The following is a 17,822-nucleotide window of genomic DNA, read 5'->3' as shown; positions in this document are numbered from 1 at the left end:
TACCAATGGCAACTATTGTAGAACCGATTTTATCTTATTCATCATGAAAAATAAGTTGAAAAAAGATCGAAAAAAGTTCTAGGAGATTAAACAACCGTTAAATTCTCGCCATTGAAATGAAGAATTCATAGAGTCTGTACGCGGTTTGTGATATTATAGGAAGGAAGTTTTAAATCTGTGAACTTTTAGAAAGTGAGTGAAATAATAAATGACAGTAACTGAAGAAGATATCAGACACGTTGCAAAATTAGCAAAATTAGAAATCCCAGATGATGAGATTGCAAAATTCACCGATCAAATGGATAAAATCATTGAAATGGTGGAACAATTAAGTGAATTAGATACTGAACATGTACCCACTATGACACACGGAATGAGAACTTACAGTGTCATGCGTGAAGACAAAGCAGCTCCTGGTACAGATCGCGAAAAATTATTTAAAAATGTAAAATCTGAAAAAGACGGTTTAATAAAAGTTCCAGCTATGATAGACAATACGGAAGGAGGAGCATAAGATGAGTTTATTAGATCATTCGTTAGAAGAACTTCATACCATGCTGGTCAACAAAGAAACGACAGCAGAAAAAATTATGACAGCCGTTTTTGCCCGTATTTCCGAAACAGAAGATCAAGTGGGTTCTTTCATTACATTGACAGAAGAAGAAGCTTTATTAAAAGCTCGTGAAATGGACGAAGCAGGGATTGACCCTGAAAATATTCTATCTGGATTGCCTATTGGAATCAAAGATAATATTGTTACTGAAGGAACTTTAACAACAGCTGCCAGTCGTATGTTAGAAGACTTTATTCCAGTATATAATGCAACTGTTACTGAAAAAGTAACGGATTCTGGAATGATTTCAGTTGGGAAATTAAACATGGACGAATTTGCGATGGGTGGAAGTACAGAAAACTCTTACTTCAAATTAACTCGCAACCCATGGGATTTATCTAAAGTTCCCGGTGGTTCTTCAGGTGGTTCTGCAGCAGCAGTAGCAGCTGGACAAGTTCCCGTTTCATTAGGAACGGATACCGGTGGATCCATTCGTGAACCAGCAGCCTTTACTGGTGTGGTTGGAATGAAACCAACTTATGGACGTGTATCACGTTTTGGATTGATTGCTTTCGGATCTAGTTTAGATCAAATTGGACCCTTTACGCGTAATGTAAAAGACAATGCGATTGCATTAAATGCGATCAGCGGTCACGATCCAAAAGATGCAATGAGCTCCACAAAAGAAACACCAGACTTTACCAAAGGGATTGCCGATGGCGTTAAAGGAATGAAAATTGGTGTTCCTAAAGAATACTTAGAAGATGGTCTGCAAGAAGGCGTGAAAGAAGCAGTCTTGAAAGCTATTGAAACATATAAAGAACTTGGTGCTATTATTGAAACCGTGAGCTTACCGCATTCTAAGTACGGTATTGCAGCTTACTACATTATTTCTTCTTCTGAAGCTTCTTCTAACCTACAACGCTTTGATGGCGTTCGTTATGGATATAGAGCTAAAGATGCAGAATCTTTAGAAGAGTTGTATGTTAAAACACGTACGGAAGGTTTTGGACCAGAAGTGAAACGTCGTATTATGCTGGGAACATTCTCTTTAAGTTCTGGTTTTTATGATGCCCACTTTAAACAAGCTTCTAAAGCTCGTACATTAATTCGCCAAGACTTTGAAAATGTCTTTAAAGAATACGATTTGATTTTAGGTCCAACAACAACCACAACTGCATATGGTATTGGAGAACAAGTTGATGACCCAATTGCTATGTACTTGTCAGATATCTTAACAGTACCAGTGAACTTAGCTGGAGTTCCTGCAATTTCTATCCCTTGTGGTTTCTCAGAAGGCATGCCAGTTGGATTGCAGTTGATCGGAAACCATTTCGATGAACAAACGATCTACCGAGCAGCTTATGCTTTCGAGCAAGCAACAGAATTCCACAAAGCAAGACCAAACTTGTAGGAGGAGAGAAAGTACATGAATTTTGAAACAGTTATTGGACTAGAAGTCCACGTAGAATTAAAAACCGACTCTAAAATGTTCTCGCCATCTCCAGCACATTTTGGAGCTGAACCGAATACCAATACAAACGTAGTTGACTGGGGTTACCCAGGAGTTTTACCAACCATCAATAAAGGTGCTGTAGAATTTGGTATTCGTGCTGCATTAGCCTTAAATTGTGAAATTTCACAAGACACTAAATTTGACCGTAAAAATTATTTCTATCCAGATAATCCCAAAGCGTACCAAATTTCTCAATTTGACCAACCTGTTGGACATGATGGATGGATCGAAGTTGAAGTGGAAGGCAAAAAGAAAAAAATCCGTATCGAACGCGTCCACTTAGAAGAAGATGCTGGGAAAAACACTCACGGTACAGACGGCTATTCTTATGTCGATTTAAACCGTCAAGGAACTCCTTTGATTGAGATTGTTTCCGAAGCAGACATGCGTTCACCGGAAGAAGCTTATGCTTATTTAGAAGCGATTAAACAAATCATCCAATACTCTGGTGTAAGTGATGTTAAAATGGAAGAAGGTTCTATGCGTTGTGACGCCAATATCTCGATTCGTCCGTTCGGTCAAGATGAATTTGGTACGAAAACCGAATTGAAGAACTTAAACTCCTTCAACTTTGTGCGCAGAGGGTTAGCCTTTGAAGAAAAACGCCAAGAGAAAGTATTGCTAGCTGGAGGCGTTATTCAACAAGAAACGCGTCGTTACGACGAATCTACTGGTGAAACCATTTTGATGCGTGTCAAAGAAGGTTCGAGTGATTACCGCTACTTCCCTGAACCAGATCTGCCAAACTTATACATTGAAGATGAATGGATCGAACGTGTCAGAGAATCGATTCCTGAAATGCCGAAAGAACGTCGTATTCGTTACGCTAATGACTTTGGACTTTCTGAAACTGACTCGTCTCAATTGACGGCTACTAAAGAAATGTCAGACTTTTTTGAAGAAACTCTTGAAAAAGGAGCTGACGCTAAACAAGCAGCCAACTGGTTGATGGGTGAAGTATCAGCTTACTTAAACAGTGAAAAATTAGAGTTACACGATACGAAATTGACTCCTGAAAACTTAGCAGGGATGATTAATTTGATTGCTGATGGAACTATCAGTTCAAAAATTGCGAAAAAAGTTTTCCGTGAATTGATTCTAAATGGCGGAGATGCCGGAACTGTTGTAGAAGCCAACGGTTGGGTTCAATTAAGTGATCCTGCTAAATTGTTGCCGATCATCAATGAGATTCTAGACAATAACGCACAGTCTATTGAAGATTACAAAAACGGAAAAGACCGAGCTATCGGATTCCTCGTGGGTCAAATTATGAAAGCAACTAAAGGACAAGCAAACCCTGGTGTTGTGAATAAACTGTTAAACCAAGAGTTAAGCAAACGGTAATTTGGAAAGAAGGTAGACAGATGCGTGCGAGAATTATTTATAATCCAACATCTGGGCGTGAATTATTAAAGAAAAACCTAGTTGAAATATTGCGTGTTTACGAAAGTGCTGGTTATGAAACCAGTACTTTTGCTACTACACCAGAACCTTTTTCTGCTCAAATAGAAGCCGAAAGAGCTGCTAAAGCAGGTTTCGATTTGATTGTCGCTGCTGGTGGTGACGGGACGATCAATGAAGTTGTCAATGGATTGGCTGGACTAAAAAAACGTCCTAAAATGGCTATTATTCCTGCTGGTACGACGAATGATTACGCTCGAGCATTGCACATTCCGAGAAATGATATGATCGCTGCAGCAAAAATCATTGAAAAAAAACAAACCATTCATATGGATATTGGTCAAGCGAAGACAGAAAAGCAATTGTCTTACTTTATTAATATTGGTGCTGCCGGATATCTTACTGAATTGACTTATGAAGTGCCGTCTCAATTAAAATCTGTATTTGGGTATTTAGCTTATTTTGTTAAAGGCGCAGAAATGTTGCCCCGCATTAAAGCTGTTCCTATGAAAATTGAATACGATGATGGTATTTTTGAAGAAAATGCTTCTATGTTTTTCGTGGCTTTGACCAACTCAGTAGGCGGTTTTGAGCAAATTGCGCCGGATGCCCGATTAGATGATGGGAAATTTACGTTGATTATTGTTAAAACGGCCAATTTGTTAGAAATATTCCGTTTGATAGCAGAATTATTAAATGGTGGAAAACACATCAACAGTTCTAAAATTATGTACATCAAAACGAATAAGATTAAAGCACAAACAACTGATTCAGCGCCATTGATGATCAATTTAGATGGAGAATATGGCGGAGATTCACCAGTAGAGTTCACCAATTTGCAACAGCATATTGAAATGTTTGCTGATGTTGATTTGATTCCGTATGATGTAGAAGAAAAAGATGAATTTGCAGATGATGTAGAAGAAGCTTTCTTGAAACAAGTGGAAGAATTAACTGGGGATTTGCCAGAAGAAAAATAATACACGAAAGTTTTCTTTTTAGATCACTTTCGCTTCATGCAGCACAAGAAAAACGGCCGTTGCAAATGAGAACAAGCGCACCAAAGACAGAGAATGTTTTTGAGTGGAAGGAGAAAAGGATTTGAAAAAAGACCAAACTATTCCAGTAAATAAAAACGAACAGCATACGGTTACGATTGAAGATTTAACATTTGAAGGGATGGGTGTTGGAAAAATAAATGGCTACCCGCTTTTTATTGAAGATGCTTTGCCCGGAGAAAAAGTAGAAATCAAAATTCACAAAACAGGAAAAACTTATGGTTATGGAAAAGTCATGAATCGTTTGACTTCAAGTTCTGATCGTGTACCTTTAAGAAACCAAATGTATACACGTACAGGAATTACACCATTGCAACACATGTCTTATTCGTCTCAATTAGCGTTCAAAAAACAACAAGTTGAGAATGTGATGCAGCGTATTGCAAGAATGCCTGAAGTTCCGGTATTGGACACTATCGGTATGGAAGAACCTTGGGGATACCGCAATAAAGCACAGGTTCCAGTTCGTAAGGTTGGAGATCTATTGACAACCGGTTTTTACCGTAAAAATAGTCATGACTTGATTCCGATTGAAGACTTCCTGATTCAAGATCCTAAAATCGATCAAGCGATTATTGCGGTTCGAGATATTATGCGTGAATACGGTGTTAAACCGTATAACGAAAAAGACAACACAGGGAACTTGCGCCACATTGTGGTTCGCAGAGGATACCATACTGGTGAAATGATGATCGTGTTGGTAACACGTACAGCGAAATTGTTCCCGACAAGCAAGATTATTCCAGATATTCTTGAAGCATTGCCAGAGGTTGTCAGTATCGTTCAAAACGTCAATCCAAGAGGCACAAACGTGATCTTAGGAGAAGAAGCTATCGTATTGCATGGTGAAGACAAATTTACGGATGAATTGATGGGAAATACGTTTGAGATTTCTCACCGTTCTTTCTATCAAGTCAACCCATTGCAAACGGAGAAATTGTACCAAACAGTCCTTGATTTTGCAGATATGACGGGTGAAGAAACTGTTATTGATGCTTATTGCGGTATTGGTACCATTACTCTTGCTTTGGCTAAAAAAGCTAAAGAAGTATACGGAATCGAAATCGTTGAAATGGCCGTTGAAGATGCAAAACGCAACGCTGTGTTAAATGGCGTCGAAAACGTAACTTACCAAGTTGGAGCGGCTGAAGAAGTGATGCTTGAATGGAGTCAAGAAGAACGTACGGCAGATTTACTAGTGGTAGATCCTCCACGTAAAGGATTAGAAGGACAATTTATTGATGCTGTACTTGAAATGAAACCTACTAAAATGGTGTATGTCAGCTGTAACCCAGCAACATTAGCTCGTGATGTGGCTTTACTAGCTGAAGGCGGCTATTCTGTTGAAAAAGTACAACCAGTAGATATGTTCCCACAAACTACTCATATAGAGTCGGTAACGTTGTTGACAAGAATAGAAGACTAGTAAACTTCGTATAACAAGATATGTAGTGAATGCACTAGTACTTTAAAATAGAAAGAAGCTAACTTGATTTTATTATTGAGTAGCTTCTTTTTTTTATGCCTTTATCTTCTGATATTGGTAAAGAAATTTCCTCCGACCTATGGGGCTGCTTATGAAAGCCATGGGAACACCTTGAGCTGAAAACCGCATCTCAAGGCTTGCAAGCTTCAAACTTAGCGTAACGGCTAAAGCCTAACGCTAAGTAATTCTCATTGCATCCTTATTCATGGCTATAAGCAACCCCATATTTCTCCAAAAATTTTTAGGAATGAGTAACTGAAAGGTAGAGAATTAAAAAAGATGTTATTTTACGATATCAATAGTATAACATTCTTTCTTAGGACACCAAAAGGAGCATGTTTTCACAATAATTTTGTTTGGTTTCCCTCATATGTTTTCAAATAAATCATTTTTGTTTTAGCAGAATAAGTAACGATCGTTTTATGAAGTATAGTGTAAATATGTATTGAATATACCATATCTCTATCAAAGGCAATAAAAGTTTGTTTAGAACTTTTTTGTAGTGATGCACAATTAAATCAATAAGTCCAAAGACTGCTTCTTTAAATATGAAATATTTGTTATGTTCAACAATCAAGTGAATTACAGTATAATTAGTGTATATTGGAGATGTTGTATGCTAACTAGAGCAGATATGATTAACCTAATGTACGAATATATAAGGGTTGCTGAACTTGCAAAACGAGTTTGGGAAAGGCATAGAATTTTAATAGGAAATTAAAAAGTGATTCACATCGGATGAATTGAAAGCCGGTACAAAATTATAGGAAGACGAAGAACCATTCTCATTATTAAATGATATCAAAAATAGAACTTTCATAGCTGTACTAAAGGATCTGCAGAGTGACAAGTATGTTTGATAGATCGATAAGAATTACAATAAGAAAAAGTAAAATAAAGGGAAAATGGAGAGACACTTATGGCATATGAAAAGAAAAATATAAGAGCTGTAATCGAAGAAATAAATAGTCGCAAAATTTATCTTCCGGCAATACAAAGAAAATATGTGTGGAATAATGATCAAATAACAAAGTTGATGGATTCTATCATGCTTGGATATCCTATAGGAACTTTTCTATTTTGGAAAGTTAGAAAATCAATCATTAACAAAAAAGAGTACTCAATGTACGAATTTATAAAAAATTTTCATGAAAGAGATATCTATAAAAACCCATCTGCACCACAACCATTTCCTATTGGAAGTGATGAAGAAACAATATGGGCTGTTCTTGATGGTCAACAAAGATTAACCTCTTTGTACATAGCTTTGCAAGGTAGCATGAGCAGGAAGTTACCAAACAAGCGATGGAAAAATGATGATGCATTCCCTATAAAAGAATTGTATTTAAATCTGCATAGTCAGAGAACTGATGAGGAGGATATCTCTTACGAGTTTAAATTTCTGACACAAATAGAGGCTGAAAAGCAAAAAGATGATAAACTATGGTACCTAGTTAAAGATATATTAAAGTATTCTCAAGATGAGTTAGTAACAGATTTAATTATTCCGAGCGGTTGGGCTGCGAATAAAATTGCAATGAAGAATATATCTTTGCTACATACTCGACTTGTGGGTGACGAAATAATTAACTATTTTGAAGTTCAAACGGACTATATCGACAGCGTCCTCGATATATTCGTTCGTGTGAATTCTGGTGGTACTATTTTATCGAAGAGTGATTTGTTATTCTCTACCATTGTTTCGCATTGGGACAAAGCTAGAGATGAAATAGATAAACTGCTTGCAGAAATTAATAAAATTGGTGAAGGATATAAGTTTTCCAATGATTTTATCATGCGTACTTGTCTATATCTCCTCGATATGTCCGTTACGCTTAAAGTTGAGACATTCAAGAAGGAAAGCGTATTAAAGATAAAAGATAATTGGGAGAGCATTCGTAAAGCTATCAAGGACACAGTAGATCTACTTAATGAATTCGGCTTTAATTCAGAGAATATTATATCTTATGTGGCTGTATCACCAATGGTATATTATCGTTTTAATGGTGGAAATTTTGATAATGAAAGCATTTTAGAATTAAGAAAGTATATAGTTATTGCACAGGTAAAACAGGTTTTTGGTGCAGCTACAAACTCAGCACTAACAAGTATACGAGAAGCTTTGAAAGTAGTGCCAACAGATTCATTTAGGATGAGTAATTTACTAAATGTACGCTTTACTGGTGAAAGAACATTGCGCTACACTTCTGAAGAGATAGATGCACTATTTGATACGTATGAAATTGGCGCATATACCTTTATGTTGTTATCTTTGCTTTATCCAAATTTAAAATATAGTCAGAAAGGTTTCCATCAAGATCACTTACATCCACATACCGGTTTTGAAGAGAACAAGATTGCAAGTCTTCAGCTTGCTAATGGATTAGTAATTGATGATGATAGAAAAGATGATTGGAGACGTAGAAGAAATACATTAGCGAATCTTCAATTATTAGAAGGGCGCGAGAATGTTAGAAAAAATGCAACGCCCCTAGTAGACTGGATTAAGATTCTAGAGAATAGTGAGAATGCTAAATATATGCCGGATGATTCTTCTTATGAACTATCACAATTTGAAGAGTTTATGGAAAAACGACAAAAATTAATGGGTGATGCTTTGAAAGCAATTTTACTTTAAAATTATGACTTTTCCTTATACTGATGTTGCTAGGATAATATTGAAGGTTAATTTAAAAAAAAAGGATATGTTTCGAAAAGAATTTAAGATTAATATCATAGTAGTTGGTAAACTAGAGATGAAAATAATGATAATAGTTAGGGATGGCTAAAATGGACTTTGATAAAGAAGTAATTGATAACAATGACTATAAATTAATTATACAAAATATTAATGGACTAGTAGGTTTCGAACCAGTCTCAGAATTTGATACAAAAGAATGGAAACGTTTGGAGAATCTAAATACAAGTAAAAATCTGGCTGTATTTCAACAACTTCCTAATGTGTTAAAACAAGTAAGTGATTCCCAAAAATATGAAGGTGCGTACAAAGTTGTTTTTGATAAAGGATTAGGTCAGTTACAGAAATCTGCTAATAATGTCAATTTAGTCAGAGGAAATATTGTTGAATATGGCACAAATAATAAAGTTTTAGGACAAGCTGAATGGCAACATATCTCTCCATCACAAGTAATGGGAATTTCAAACATAATTTTATCTGTTTATAATGTCTGTTCAGTTGCAACTAATCAATATTTTTTAAGTCAAATAAATACAAGTCTAAAAAGCCTGTTAGAAAATATAAATGAAATTCAAAATTTTCTCGAGGCTGACAAAAGAAGTCTGGCTGAAGCTAACACTGAATTTATAACGGAAGTATACTCAAATTTAGAGTATTATATGACTAGTTCATTGTATACACAGGCAACACTTACAAATATTCAATCTATTCGGATTAAATCATTAGCGGATGTGAAATTTTATCATAGTCAGATAAAAGATTTAAGAAGTAAAATGTCGGATAAAGATAAAAAGAAACAGATTCAAGATAACAAACATAAATTTAAAAAGAACTATTATGCGTATAATTATGCTTTGAAATCTTATAATTTAGCTATTTTAATTGAAATACTTATGTCAGGGCAATCTGATGAGGTTTGGCTAACAAAATTATTAGATAACATAATAGATAGCACGATAGAATTTGCGGAAACATATGATTTGATTCCGGAATACTTCGAAGGTCTTAGAATTTTAAAAAGTAAAGATGGAGCATGGTATAATGTATTCCCAAAAATGTTAAAAGATACTGGAGGGATGAAAATAGAATTATTGGCAACATTTGCAGAATTGAGTGCAGATTGGATATTGAATAAAGAAAATAAAAAGAAAGAAGTCAGTAAGCAAGAAAACATTTCAGAGATGCAGCAATATATAGATGACTACTCAAATCCAAAAGATTTACTTGCGATACCTTTAGCTATTGAACAATACAGTAAAATTCAAAATCAAAAGGTAGAAATATTGTATCGTGAAGAAAAAATATATATAAAAGAGTAGCATGAATTTATTTATATCGAACTTCAATTCTTTTTTCACTAAAATAATAAGGTTTATGTTTTACCGCTAATTTAGGTCCATGATATCTAAAGGATATTTTGGAATTTTTCTATTTTAAAGGTTAGCGAGATAAATTTCGTAGATATTTTTTGTTTAAAAAAATGAAATTCACCAAAATCACGTACTTTATATTGAGGAATAAAATCCTATAAAATATATTGGAGGCGTTGATTATAGAAACAATGGAGCAAAATAAGTTACTGGTAAACCTAGATAAAAAATGCATTCTAGAGCCGGCAAAATTGATTCTGTCTGGTGAAAGCAATGTTATGGCTATTTCTTTTGTTCATCCGCGATTTGGGAATCCATTTCAATATGAATTGTTTCATTTGTTGATGGATGAATGGAAAGGTGACAGGATCGCCGTAGTGGAGGACTCAAAAAATGCAAAGGAATACCTCATTGAACAAGAAGGATATACGTATCACCGAAAATACAAACACAAAATAGAACGTAGAGTTCGCAAAGAAAATGGAATCCATCTGATTACGATTCCTCCTGCAGAAGCAAACAGAATACAAAAGAGATGGGAAAAATTTATGAATCAATACGTTCTTATTAATTATGATTCACATCTGTTCATGACCATTGATCAACGGCTGTTCAGGATGAAAAATAATTTGATGCCTTACTTTATTCTTGCCCAAGCGGAACAAAAAAGTGAATTCGAAGAAGGAAGCTGGGCCGGGAATCGTATTGGGGTCGAACGTATTGACACACCTACGTTTGATAGTCTGGATTATTTTGAGATGTTTCGAATGGTCGGCGATAAAACTGCTTGTAGATTAGGTGTAGAAGATTTTAAGCGTAGATATGGCCATTAGTTGGTAAATAACTTTGATTGATAAACTGTTTTCCTTTAGCTTCACACAGCTTTTACAAGATTCTCATAAAAAACAGTTTCGTTTTTAACTCAAATTTGTTAGAATAGACTATTGTAGTCGGTCGGATAAAATAGTATAGACTAATATAAGCTAAAAAGCAGGATTTTTCTGCTTTTTATTTTTGAGATAAACATTTACACCTATAACGAGAGGGTTTTTTAGATGAAAGAGAATTTTTGGAATAAGTTGCCGCGACCGTTTTTTATTTTGGCACCGATGGAAGATGTAACAGATGTTGCTTTTCGTCATGTCATCAGTGAAGCGGGAAGACCGGACGTCTTTTTTACAGAATTTACAAACACGGTTAGTTACTGTCATCCTGAAGGAAAAGACAGTGTGCGCGGTCGTTTAACGTTTACTGAAGATGAACAACCACTGGTAGCTCACATATGGGGAGATCAACCTGAACACTTCCGTCAAATGAGTATCGGGATGGCAGAGGAAGGCTTCAGCGGAATTGATATCAACATGGGTTGTCCAGTACCTAACGTAGCAGGTAAAGGCAAGGGGAGCGGTCTTATTCAACGTCCAGAAGTAGCTGCAGAATTAATCCAAGCCGCAAAAGCTGGAGGGTTGCCAGTCAGCGTCAAAACCAGACTTGGTTACACTCATGTCGATGAGTACCGTGATTGGTTGACACATGTTTTACAACAAGACATTGCTAACTTGTCGATTCATTTGCGTACCCGAAAAGAAATGAGTAAAGGGAATGCTCACTGGGACATGATTGCAGGCATCAAAAAATTGCGTGATGAAGTGGCTCCTGATACGCTACTGACTATCAATGGAGACATTCCTGACCGTGAAACAGGATTGAAGTTAGTGGAAGAGTACGGCGTTGATGGAATTATGATCGGCCGCGGTGTCTTTACCAATCCGTATGCTTTTGAAAAAGAACCGAAAGAGCATTCAGCTAAAGAGTTGTTGAGTTTGTTTAGACTTCATTTGGATCTTTTCGAGGAACATTTTGCCAATGAAGATCGCTCATTTAAACCATTGCGCCGCTTCTTCAAGATATATGTTCGCGGTATTCGTGGGGCAAGCGACTTAAGAACACAATTAATGGAGACGCAATCGATTGACGAGGCTCGTACTTTGTTGGATGCATTTGAAGAAGCCAATAAAGATTTTTTATAGAAAAACAGCACTAGTAAAGAAGCTAGAATATCCGTGACAAAACACATGGGGATTCTAACTTTTTTTGTGTTTACAGATAAAATATGTATTAATCTCATCAGATAAGTGATATAAGTAAGTTAGTATAAAAAGCTAATCAAAGTGGGGGCATAATCAGATGAATATTTATGATATTGAAGTAGCACTCGAAAACGGAGAAACTTATAAATTGGATAAATATAAAGGCAAAACACTGCTTATTGTCAATACAGCTACTAAATGTGGTTTGGCGCCACAGTTTGATGAGCTGCAAAAATTGTATGATAAATATAAGGATGATGATTTCATTGTTTTAGGCTTTCCGACCAATCAATTCAAACAAGAAATCGACTCAGCTAGTGATGCTGCAGAATCTTGCCGCATGACTTACGGAGTTACTTTTCCGATGCATGATATGGTAAAGGTCAATGGATCTGATGCTCATCCGCTTTTTAAATTATTAACGGAAGAGACAAAAGGCATCACTGGAAAAGCTGTGAAATGGAACTTTACAAAATTCTTAGTAGACAAAAAAGGGACTATCATCAAACGATTTGCGCCAACAACGACACCTCTTTCAATCGAAAAAGAGTTGACTCAATATAATTAAAGCTTTTAAGAACAAGGAAATAAATCTTTTCTATAACTAAAGACCACGTCAACATCCAGGTATGTTCGCCTAAATGTTGACGTGGTCTTTTAAGCAGTCTAAAAGTTTTTGGGAACACTCTGAATGACGTTTTTTTCGATTACAACAACTCGTTCACAAAGAATATTGTGACATCATGCATCGTACTTGTTTTCACTAAATGATCTTCTTCTTCATCCGTAAAGTAAATATTTGGCGTGTGCTTTTGCTCTTCCGCAAATTCAGCTACGTGATCATAAGGCACAATCTGGTCTTGCGTACCATGCCAAATGTACAACGGACGGCCTTGTAAGGTTTCAGGACGTAAAGATAAGTCATAATTCGGAATCCAACTCAGCAAGTCAAAATAATCCTCTGGCAAATGGCGCTTAAGCCGAGTTGCATGTTTGACAATGCGTTCTTGATAAGCCAGTAATTTAGGCGAACCCATCAGACAAGCTGCCGCTTTGATTTCAGGGTGATGTGTCAACAACGCACATGTCGTGATGCCGCCCATAGACGTTCCTCCAACACCAATCATATCATCGACAAACCCAATCTTGCGAAAATGATCAACGATAAAGCCGAATTCAAATAAATTCGAATGAATGCTTTGGAAAAAAGTGAGAGAAGGAATGTTGGAAATCGGTTGTTTTCTTTCTCCATGATTCACAGCGTCAGGCAATAATACTCGAAAACCTTCGCGTGCTAAATAACGAGCTTGTGTCAAATTCAGTTCTTTTACAGATTGCCAGCCGTGATAATAAATAATTAAAGGCAACTTTTCATTGCGTTGTTTTGTCGGGACAACTTCTAATAATGGGATGTTGCCTAACATTCTTTTTCGAATGGTCAATTTCACTTTATCCACCTCGCAACTATCATATCAAAATAGGGAAGCGAAAGGAATCGATAAAGCAGCATTAAAACGGATTTTAAAATCAGGTTTCAATTTAAGAAATGATGATAAACTTGAATAATTATGCATTGGAAAAGCTATCTCAATGTGTTTATTGCACCGTTTATAGTAATAGGAGAAAGACAGATCAATAATAATTGTAACAAAGTAGTCACTTTTTAGTTGTATTGAAAACGTATTTTTATTAGTTTTAAGTAAAATAATATAAAATTTGTCCGATTAATCCTACAGGGGAATCAAGAAGATAAAAATGATTTTAGGGATTTAAATGGTTAATACAGAAGAGGAAGGGCATCAAAAATGAAATTAAAGCAAAAATTACTAACAGGATTTTTTACGATCACGACATTATTGATTTTAATCAGCGGAATTACATATGTTCAATTAAAGGACGTAAACGATAAATATACTTCTGCAATAGCAGAAGGTACAAATAAAATTCGATTGACCTCATATACTTTATTTGAGACTTATCAAGAAGAAATAGAGTTGCAGACTTATTTAACAGCCGGGAATTCAGAGAATCTTGATGCGTTTTCTGTGAATCAAAAAGAATTTCAAGAAAATGTTGCTAATCTTACTTCACATACTAATTATGAAGAAGGATTAGAGTTAACAAACCAAATAATTTCAGCAGAAGCAGAATATGGAGAAATAGCGGAGGAAGCTATTTCTTATAAACAAGCAGGAAACACTGAAGCTTACACTGCCTTGATGAATGGTAGAGGAAATGAAATATTTAATCGAATACAGTCTATTGGGAAAGAACTACTGTTTTACCATCAAGATGCTTTTACAAAAGTAAGTGATGATTTGACAAATCAAATAAAAAAAATGCTAACCGTTATTATGATCATTAGCATCTTAGCGGTTGCTGCAGGAGTCATTATTGCTCTACGATTGAGTCGAATGATTTCCAGTCGTGTAAATCAAGTAGCAGAAGTAGCTGAAAAAATTGCTGATGGTGATTTAGCCATTGAAGAAATTACCATCACCAGCAAAGATGAAATCAGTCAATTAGGACATACATTCAATAGAATGATTATTAATTTGAGAAACATGATCCAACAAGTCAGCAATACATCGGAACAAGTAGCTTCTTCTTCACAAGAGTTTTTAGCGATCGCAGAAGAAACTACAGCGGTAACGAATCAAATAGCTACTTCTATTACAGATGTTGCAGATGGTGTTGAAACGCAAAGCAAGAGCACAGAAGAGAGTTCGCATGGGGTGAGTGAAATCGCTACAGGGATTCTGCAAATTACCAGCAACACAAATGTGGTGGCTCAAACGACGATTGAAACTAAAAAACAAGCAGATCAAGGAACTCAAAAAATCCAAAGTGTCGTTCAGCAAATGACGACTATTTATCAAGCAAATAAAGAAACCAATCAAGTGATGGAATCTTTAGAGAAGAGATCAATGGTAATTGGCAATATCATCAATGTCATTACAGATATTTCTAATCAAACGAACCTGCTAGCTCTCAATGCTGCCATTGAGTCAGCGCGTGCTGGTGAACATGGAAAAGGTTTTGCAGTCGTTGCTGATGAAGTCCGTAAATTAGCCGAACAATCTAGAGAATCTGCGAATCAAATTGCAGAATTGATCCAACACATCCAAGCTGATACTACAAAAGCTGTTGAAATGATGCAACATGGAAACGATGAAATTACTCAAGGTATGTCTATTGCAGAAGAAACTGGAAAAGCATTTGAACTGATTGTACATTCTATTGAAGATACCAATGTTCAAACTCAAGAATTGTCAGCGACTTCTGAACAAATATCAGCCAGTGTACAACAAGTTAATGCAGCGATTGAAGAAGTAGCGGAATTGGCGAAAGACTCTTCCGCTAAATCTGGAGAAATTGCAGCTGCTACTGAAGAACAATTAGCTGCTGCCGAAGAAGTGACATCTTCAGCGACGTTCTTAGCGCAGTTAGCAGAAGAACTAACAGGATTAGTGAGTGCGTTTAAACTTTAATAGATGCTCCTGCGATTTAGAGAAACAACAAACAATGTTTAGTGCATTGTTTTTGTTTCTTTTTTTTAGTGTTTCATTGCTTGATAAAATAGATAGGGAAAAGATTTATTTAAGACAAATATTCTTCCACTAAATAGTAAAAATGACTTAACATTTTTAGAATATCGAGTATAATAAAACTGAATAGATAAGAATGTGAAGTGTTGAGCTTTACGAGAAGCAAGAGGAGATTAATTCATGAAAAAAAAGGTTAGCGTTGAAATGATTTTATTTGTTTTTCTATCGTTATTGATTTTTACTGGTTGTTCAAGTCAGGCTAATGAGTCTCCAGAAAAAGAAGTGATGATCACAATCACTGATGCTAAAGGAGAAGTAGAGATTCCTAAAGATCCAAAAAAAATCGTCGATTTAAGTGGAAACAGTGATATTTTATCTATTTTAGGTTATAAAGTTGTTGGAACTGCAAATAGTGATGCCTATGATTACACTAAATTTCCTTCTTACTTAGAAGATATTTTAGAAGGAGCTGCTATATTAGGCTACAGTATGCAAGATACTTTTGATATCGAGGCTATTATGAATTTAGAACCGGATATGATCATTCTGTCTACCGTGCAAGAAAAAGTCTACGAGCAGTTAAAAGACATCGCACCTACTGTGATGATTCAATTGGAAGCCTTAAATTGGCAAGAAGATGTGAAAGCTGTGGGGACAGTATTTAACCAAGCAGACAAAGCTGAGAATTGGCTAGATGGGTATAATGAAAAAGCCTTAGCAATAGGAAATCGGATCAAAAGAGCTCATGGAGAGGATACTACTTATCTAGCCTTTTTAGCTAGCGGAGGACAATTTTTTGTATTTGATGGAGCCGGTTTTGGAAATATCCTTTATGAAGACATGGGGTTGCGGAAACCTAGCGGAATGCCGGAGCAAACGGATATTAGTTTACCGGTAGTGACGTATGAAGGGTTAGCTGCGATAGAAGCAGATGTTATCTTTGCGATCGCAACAGATGAAGATTTAGCCGTTCTTCAAGAAAATGCTATTTGGAACAATTTGCCTGCAGTAAAATCTGGTCATGTGATCACTTTAGATGCTTCACCATACTTCAATCAAGGCTACAGCCCTATAGGCAGAGAGTTGCTGCTAGATGAAATAGCGGTGATGATAGATGAAGCAAAATAAAACGGCTTTTTTTGTCAGTGGTTGCTTTGTGCTCCTGCTTGTAGGCGTTTATCTGAGTATCTGTCTGGGAAATATACCGATCAGTCTGTCAGAACTGGTTGACAGTATAGTGAGTCAGTCAAATGAGCTGGATCAATTACTGGCTAGAGACGTTCGAATCCCTCGAGTACTATCAGCTCTCTTTACTGGAGGCATTCTAGGAGCTACAGGAGCAATGGTACAGGGAGTTACGCGTAATCCTATAGCAGAACCTTCTTTGCTGGGAGTGAGCCAAGGAGCTACACTGATGATTGCTTTCTTTTATGCGGCCGATATCGCCATCAATACTCAAAATATCCTGTTGGCTTCTCTAATCGGCACATCTTTCAGTGCAGCATTGGTGATTTTTTTTCTCTACAAAGAAGTCAAAGGAAAGGGTGTCAGTAAATTATTATTAGCCGGTATTTCCATAAGCACATTTTTTATCTCGTTGACTACGACTATTGGAATTCTATCCAATAAATCTCAATTCATTGCTTTTTGGATTTCAGGCAGTTTCAGAAATGTTACGTGGACGGATGTTAAATTGGTAGCTAGTGTAGGTACCTTTGGCTTACTGTGTAGTCTGTTATTGGCTCAAAAAATCAATATTCTTAGTCTAGGTGACGAAGCCGCTGCAGGTTTAGGTGTGAACCCTGGTAAAACAAGGTTATTGACCTTTCTTATCTTGATCCCTATGTGCGCTGCAGCGGTAGCGGTTGGAAAGAATATTGGCTTTGTCGGTGTGATCATTCCGCAGATCAATCGGAGACTAGTGGGTGAAAATTATGCTAAAAATATTCCGCTATCCTTTTTACTTGGGGCTGTTTTGATGGTTTATTCCGACATGGGTGCTCGTTTAGTCTATGCTCCTTATGAAATGCCTGTCGGAATAATTACTGCTTTAATAGGGGTCCCTTTTTTCATCGCAGCAGCAAGAAAGGAGTCAGCTTGAT

General features: G+C 36.3%; 14 protein-coding genes. 13 read left to right on the top strand and 1 reads right to left on the bottom strand.

Annotated elements, in window-relative coordinates; translation table 11 throughout:
* Positions 1-208: 208 nt before the first annotated feature.
* From gatC to ACEN36_RS05805, 10 genes are all read left to right on the top strand, one after another.
* A complete protein-coding gene (gene gatC / locus ACEN36_RS05850; protein WP_407126160.1) occupies positions 209-514 on the top strand; it encodes an Asp-tRNA(Asn)/Glu-tRNA(Gln) amidotransferase subunit GatC in 306 nt (101 codons plus the stop codon).
* Position 515: 1 nt separating this feature from the next.
* Positions 516-1,967 (top strand): Asp-tRNA(Asn)/Glu-tRNA(Gln) amidotransferase subunit GatA, encoded by a 1,452-nt coding sequence (gene gatA, locus ACEN36_RS05845; protein WP_407126159.1) that lies wholly within the window; start codon positions 516-518, stop codon positions 1,965-1,967.
* A gap of 15 nt (positions 1,968-1,982) precedes the next feature.
* Complete coding sequence (gene gatB / locus ACEN36_RS05840) at positions 1,983-3,413, top strand: Asp-tRNA(Asn)/Glu-tRNA(Gln) amidotransferase subunit GatB (protein WP_407126158.1); 1,431 nt, start codon at positions 1,983-1,985, stop codon at positions 3,411-3,413.
* Positions 3,414-3,433: 20 nt separating this feature from the next.
* A complete protein-coding gene (locus tag ACEN36_RS05835; protein ID WP_407096466.1) occupies positions 3,434-4,450 on the top strand; it encodes a diacylglycerol kinase in 1,017 nt (338 codons plus the stop codon).
* A gap of 121 nt (positions 4,451-4,571) precedes the next feature.
* Entirely contained in the window at positions 4,572-5,954 is a 1,383-nt protein-coding gene (gene rlmD, locus ACEN36_RS05830; RefSeq protein ID WP_407126157.1) for a 23S rRNA (uracil(1939)-C(5))-methyltransferase RlmD, read from the top strand.
* 979 nt (positions 5,955-6,933) lie between these two features.
* Positions 6,934-8,652 carry a DUF262 domain-containing protein gene (locus ACEN36_RS05825; protein ID WP_407096463.1) on the top strand — a complete coding sequence of 573 codons (1,719 nt, stop codon included), beginning with the start codon at positions 6,934-6,936 and terminating at the stop codon, positions 8,650-8,652.
* A 152-nt stretch (positions 8,653-8,804) separates the two neighbouring features.
* Entirely contained in the window at positions 8,805-10,031 is a 1,227-nt protein-coding gene (locus ACEN36_RS05820; protein WP_407096462.1) for a hypothetical protein, read from the top strand.
* A 227-nt stretch (positions 10,032-10,258) separates the two neighbouring features.
* On the top strand, positions 10,259-10,915 hold the full coding sequence (locus tag ACEN36_RS05815) for a hypothetical protein (RefSeq protein ID WP_407096461.1): 657 nt from the start codon (positions 10,259-10,261) through the stop codon (positions 10,913-10,915).
* A 222-nt stretch (positions 10,916-11,137) separates the two neighbouring features.
* Entirely contained in the window at positions 11,138-12,112 is a 975-nt protein-coding gene (locus tag ACEN36_RS05810; protein ID WP_407103007.1) for a tRNA dihydrouridine synthase, read from the top strand.
* A gap of 157 nt (positions 12,113-12,269) precedes the next feature.
* Positions 12,270-12,740 (top strand): glutathione peroxidase, encoded by a 471-nt coding sequence (locus ACEN36_RS05805; RefSeq protein ID WP_407103006.1) that lies wholly within the window; start codon positions 12,270-12,272, stop codon positions 12,738-12,740.
* Between the two features lie 139 nt (positions 12,741-12,879).
* Here ACEN36_RS05805 and ACEN36_RS05800 read toward each other — a convergent pair whose 3' ends face one another.
* Positions 12,880-13,620 carry an alpha/beta fold hydrolase gene (locus tag ACEN36_RS05800; protein WP_407103009.1) on the bottom strand — a complete coding sequence of 247 codons (741 nt, stop codon included), beginning with the start codon at positions 13,618-13,620 and terminating at the stop codon, positions 12,880-12,882.
* 357 nt (positions 13,621-13,977) lie between these two features.
* Here ACEN36_RS05800 and ACEN36_RS05795 point away from each other — a divergent pair, with 357 nt between their 5' ends.
* From ACEN36_RS05795 to ACEN36_RS05785, 3 genes are all read left to right on the top strand, one after another.
* Positions 13,978-15,663: a methyl-accepting chemotaxis protein gene (locus ACEN36_RS05795; protein ID WP_407103005.1), complete on the top strand. Its 1,686-nt coding sequence runs from the start codon at positions 13,978-13,980 to the stop codon at positions 15,661-15,663.
* A gap of 237 nt (positions 15,664-15,900) precedes the next feature.
* Positions 15,901-16,848: an ABC transporter substrate-binding protein gene (locus ACEN36_RS05790; protein ID WP_407103004.1), complete on the top strand. Its 948-nt coding sequence runs from the start codon at positions 15,901-15,903 to the stop codon at positions 16,846-16,848.
* Positions 16,835-17,821, top strand: a complete 987-nt coding sequence (locus ACEN36_RS05785) for a FecCD family ABC transporter permease (RefSeq protein WP_407103003.1) — start codon at positions 16,835-16,837, stop codon at positions 17,819-17,821. The genes ACEN36_RS05790 and ACEN36_RS05785 overlap by 14 nt, the downstream gene beginning before the upstream one ends.
* Position 17,822: the final 1 nt, after the last annotated feature.

Source organism: Desemzia sp. FAM 23989 (assembly GCF_045528345.1).
Classification (GTDB): Bacteria; Bacillota; Bacilli; order Lactobacillales; family Carnobacteriaceae; genus Desemzia.
This window is presented reverse-complemented; position numbering and strand designations above follow the sequence as displayed.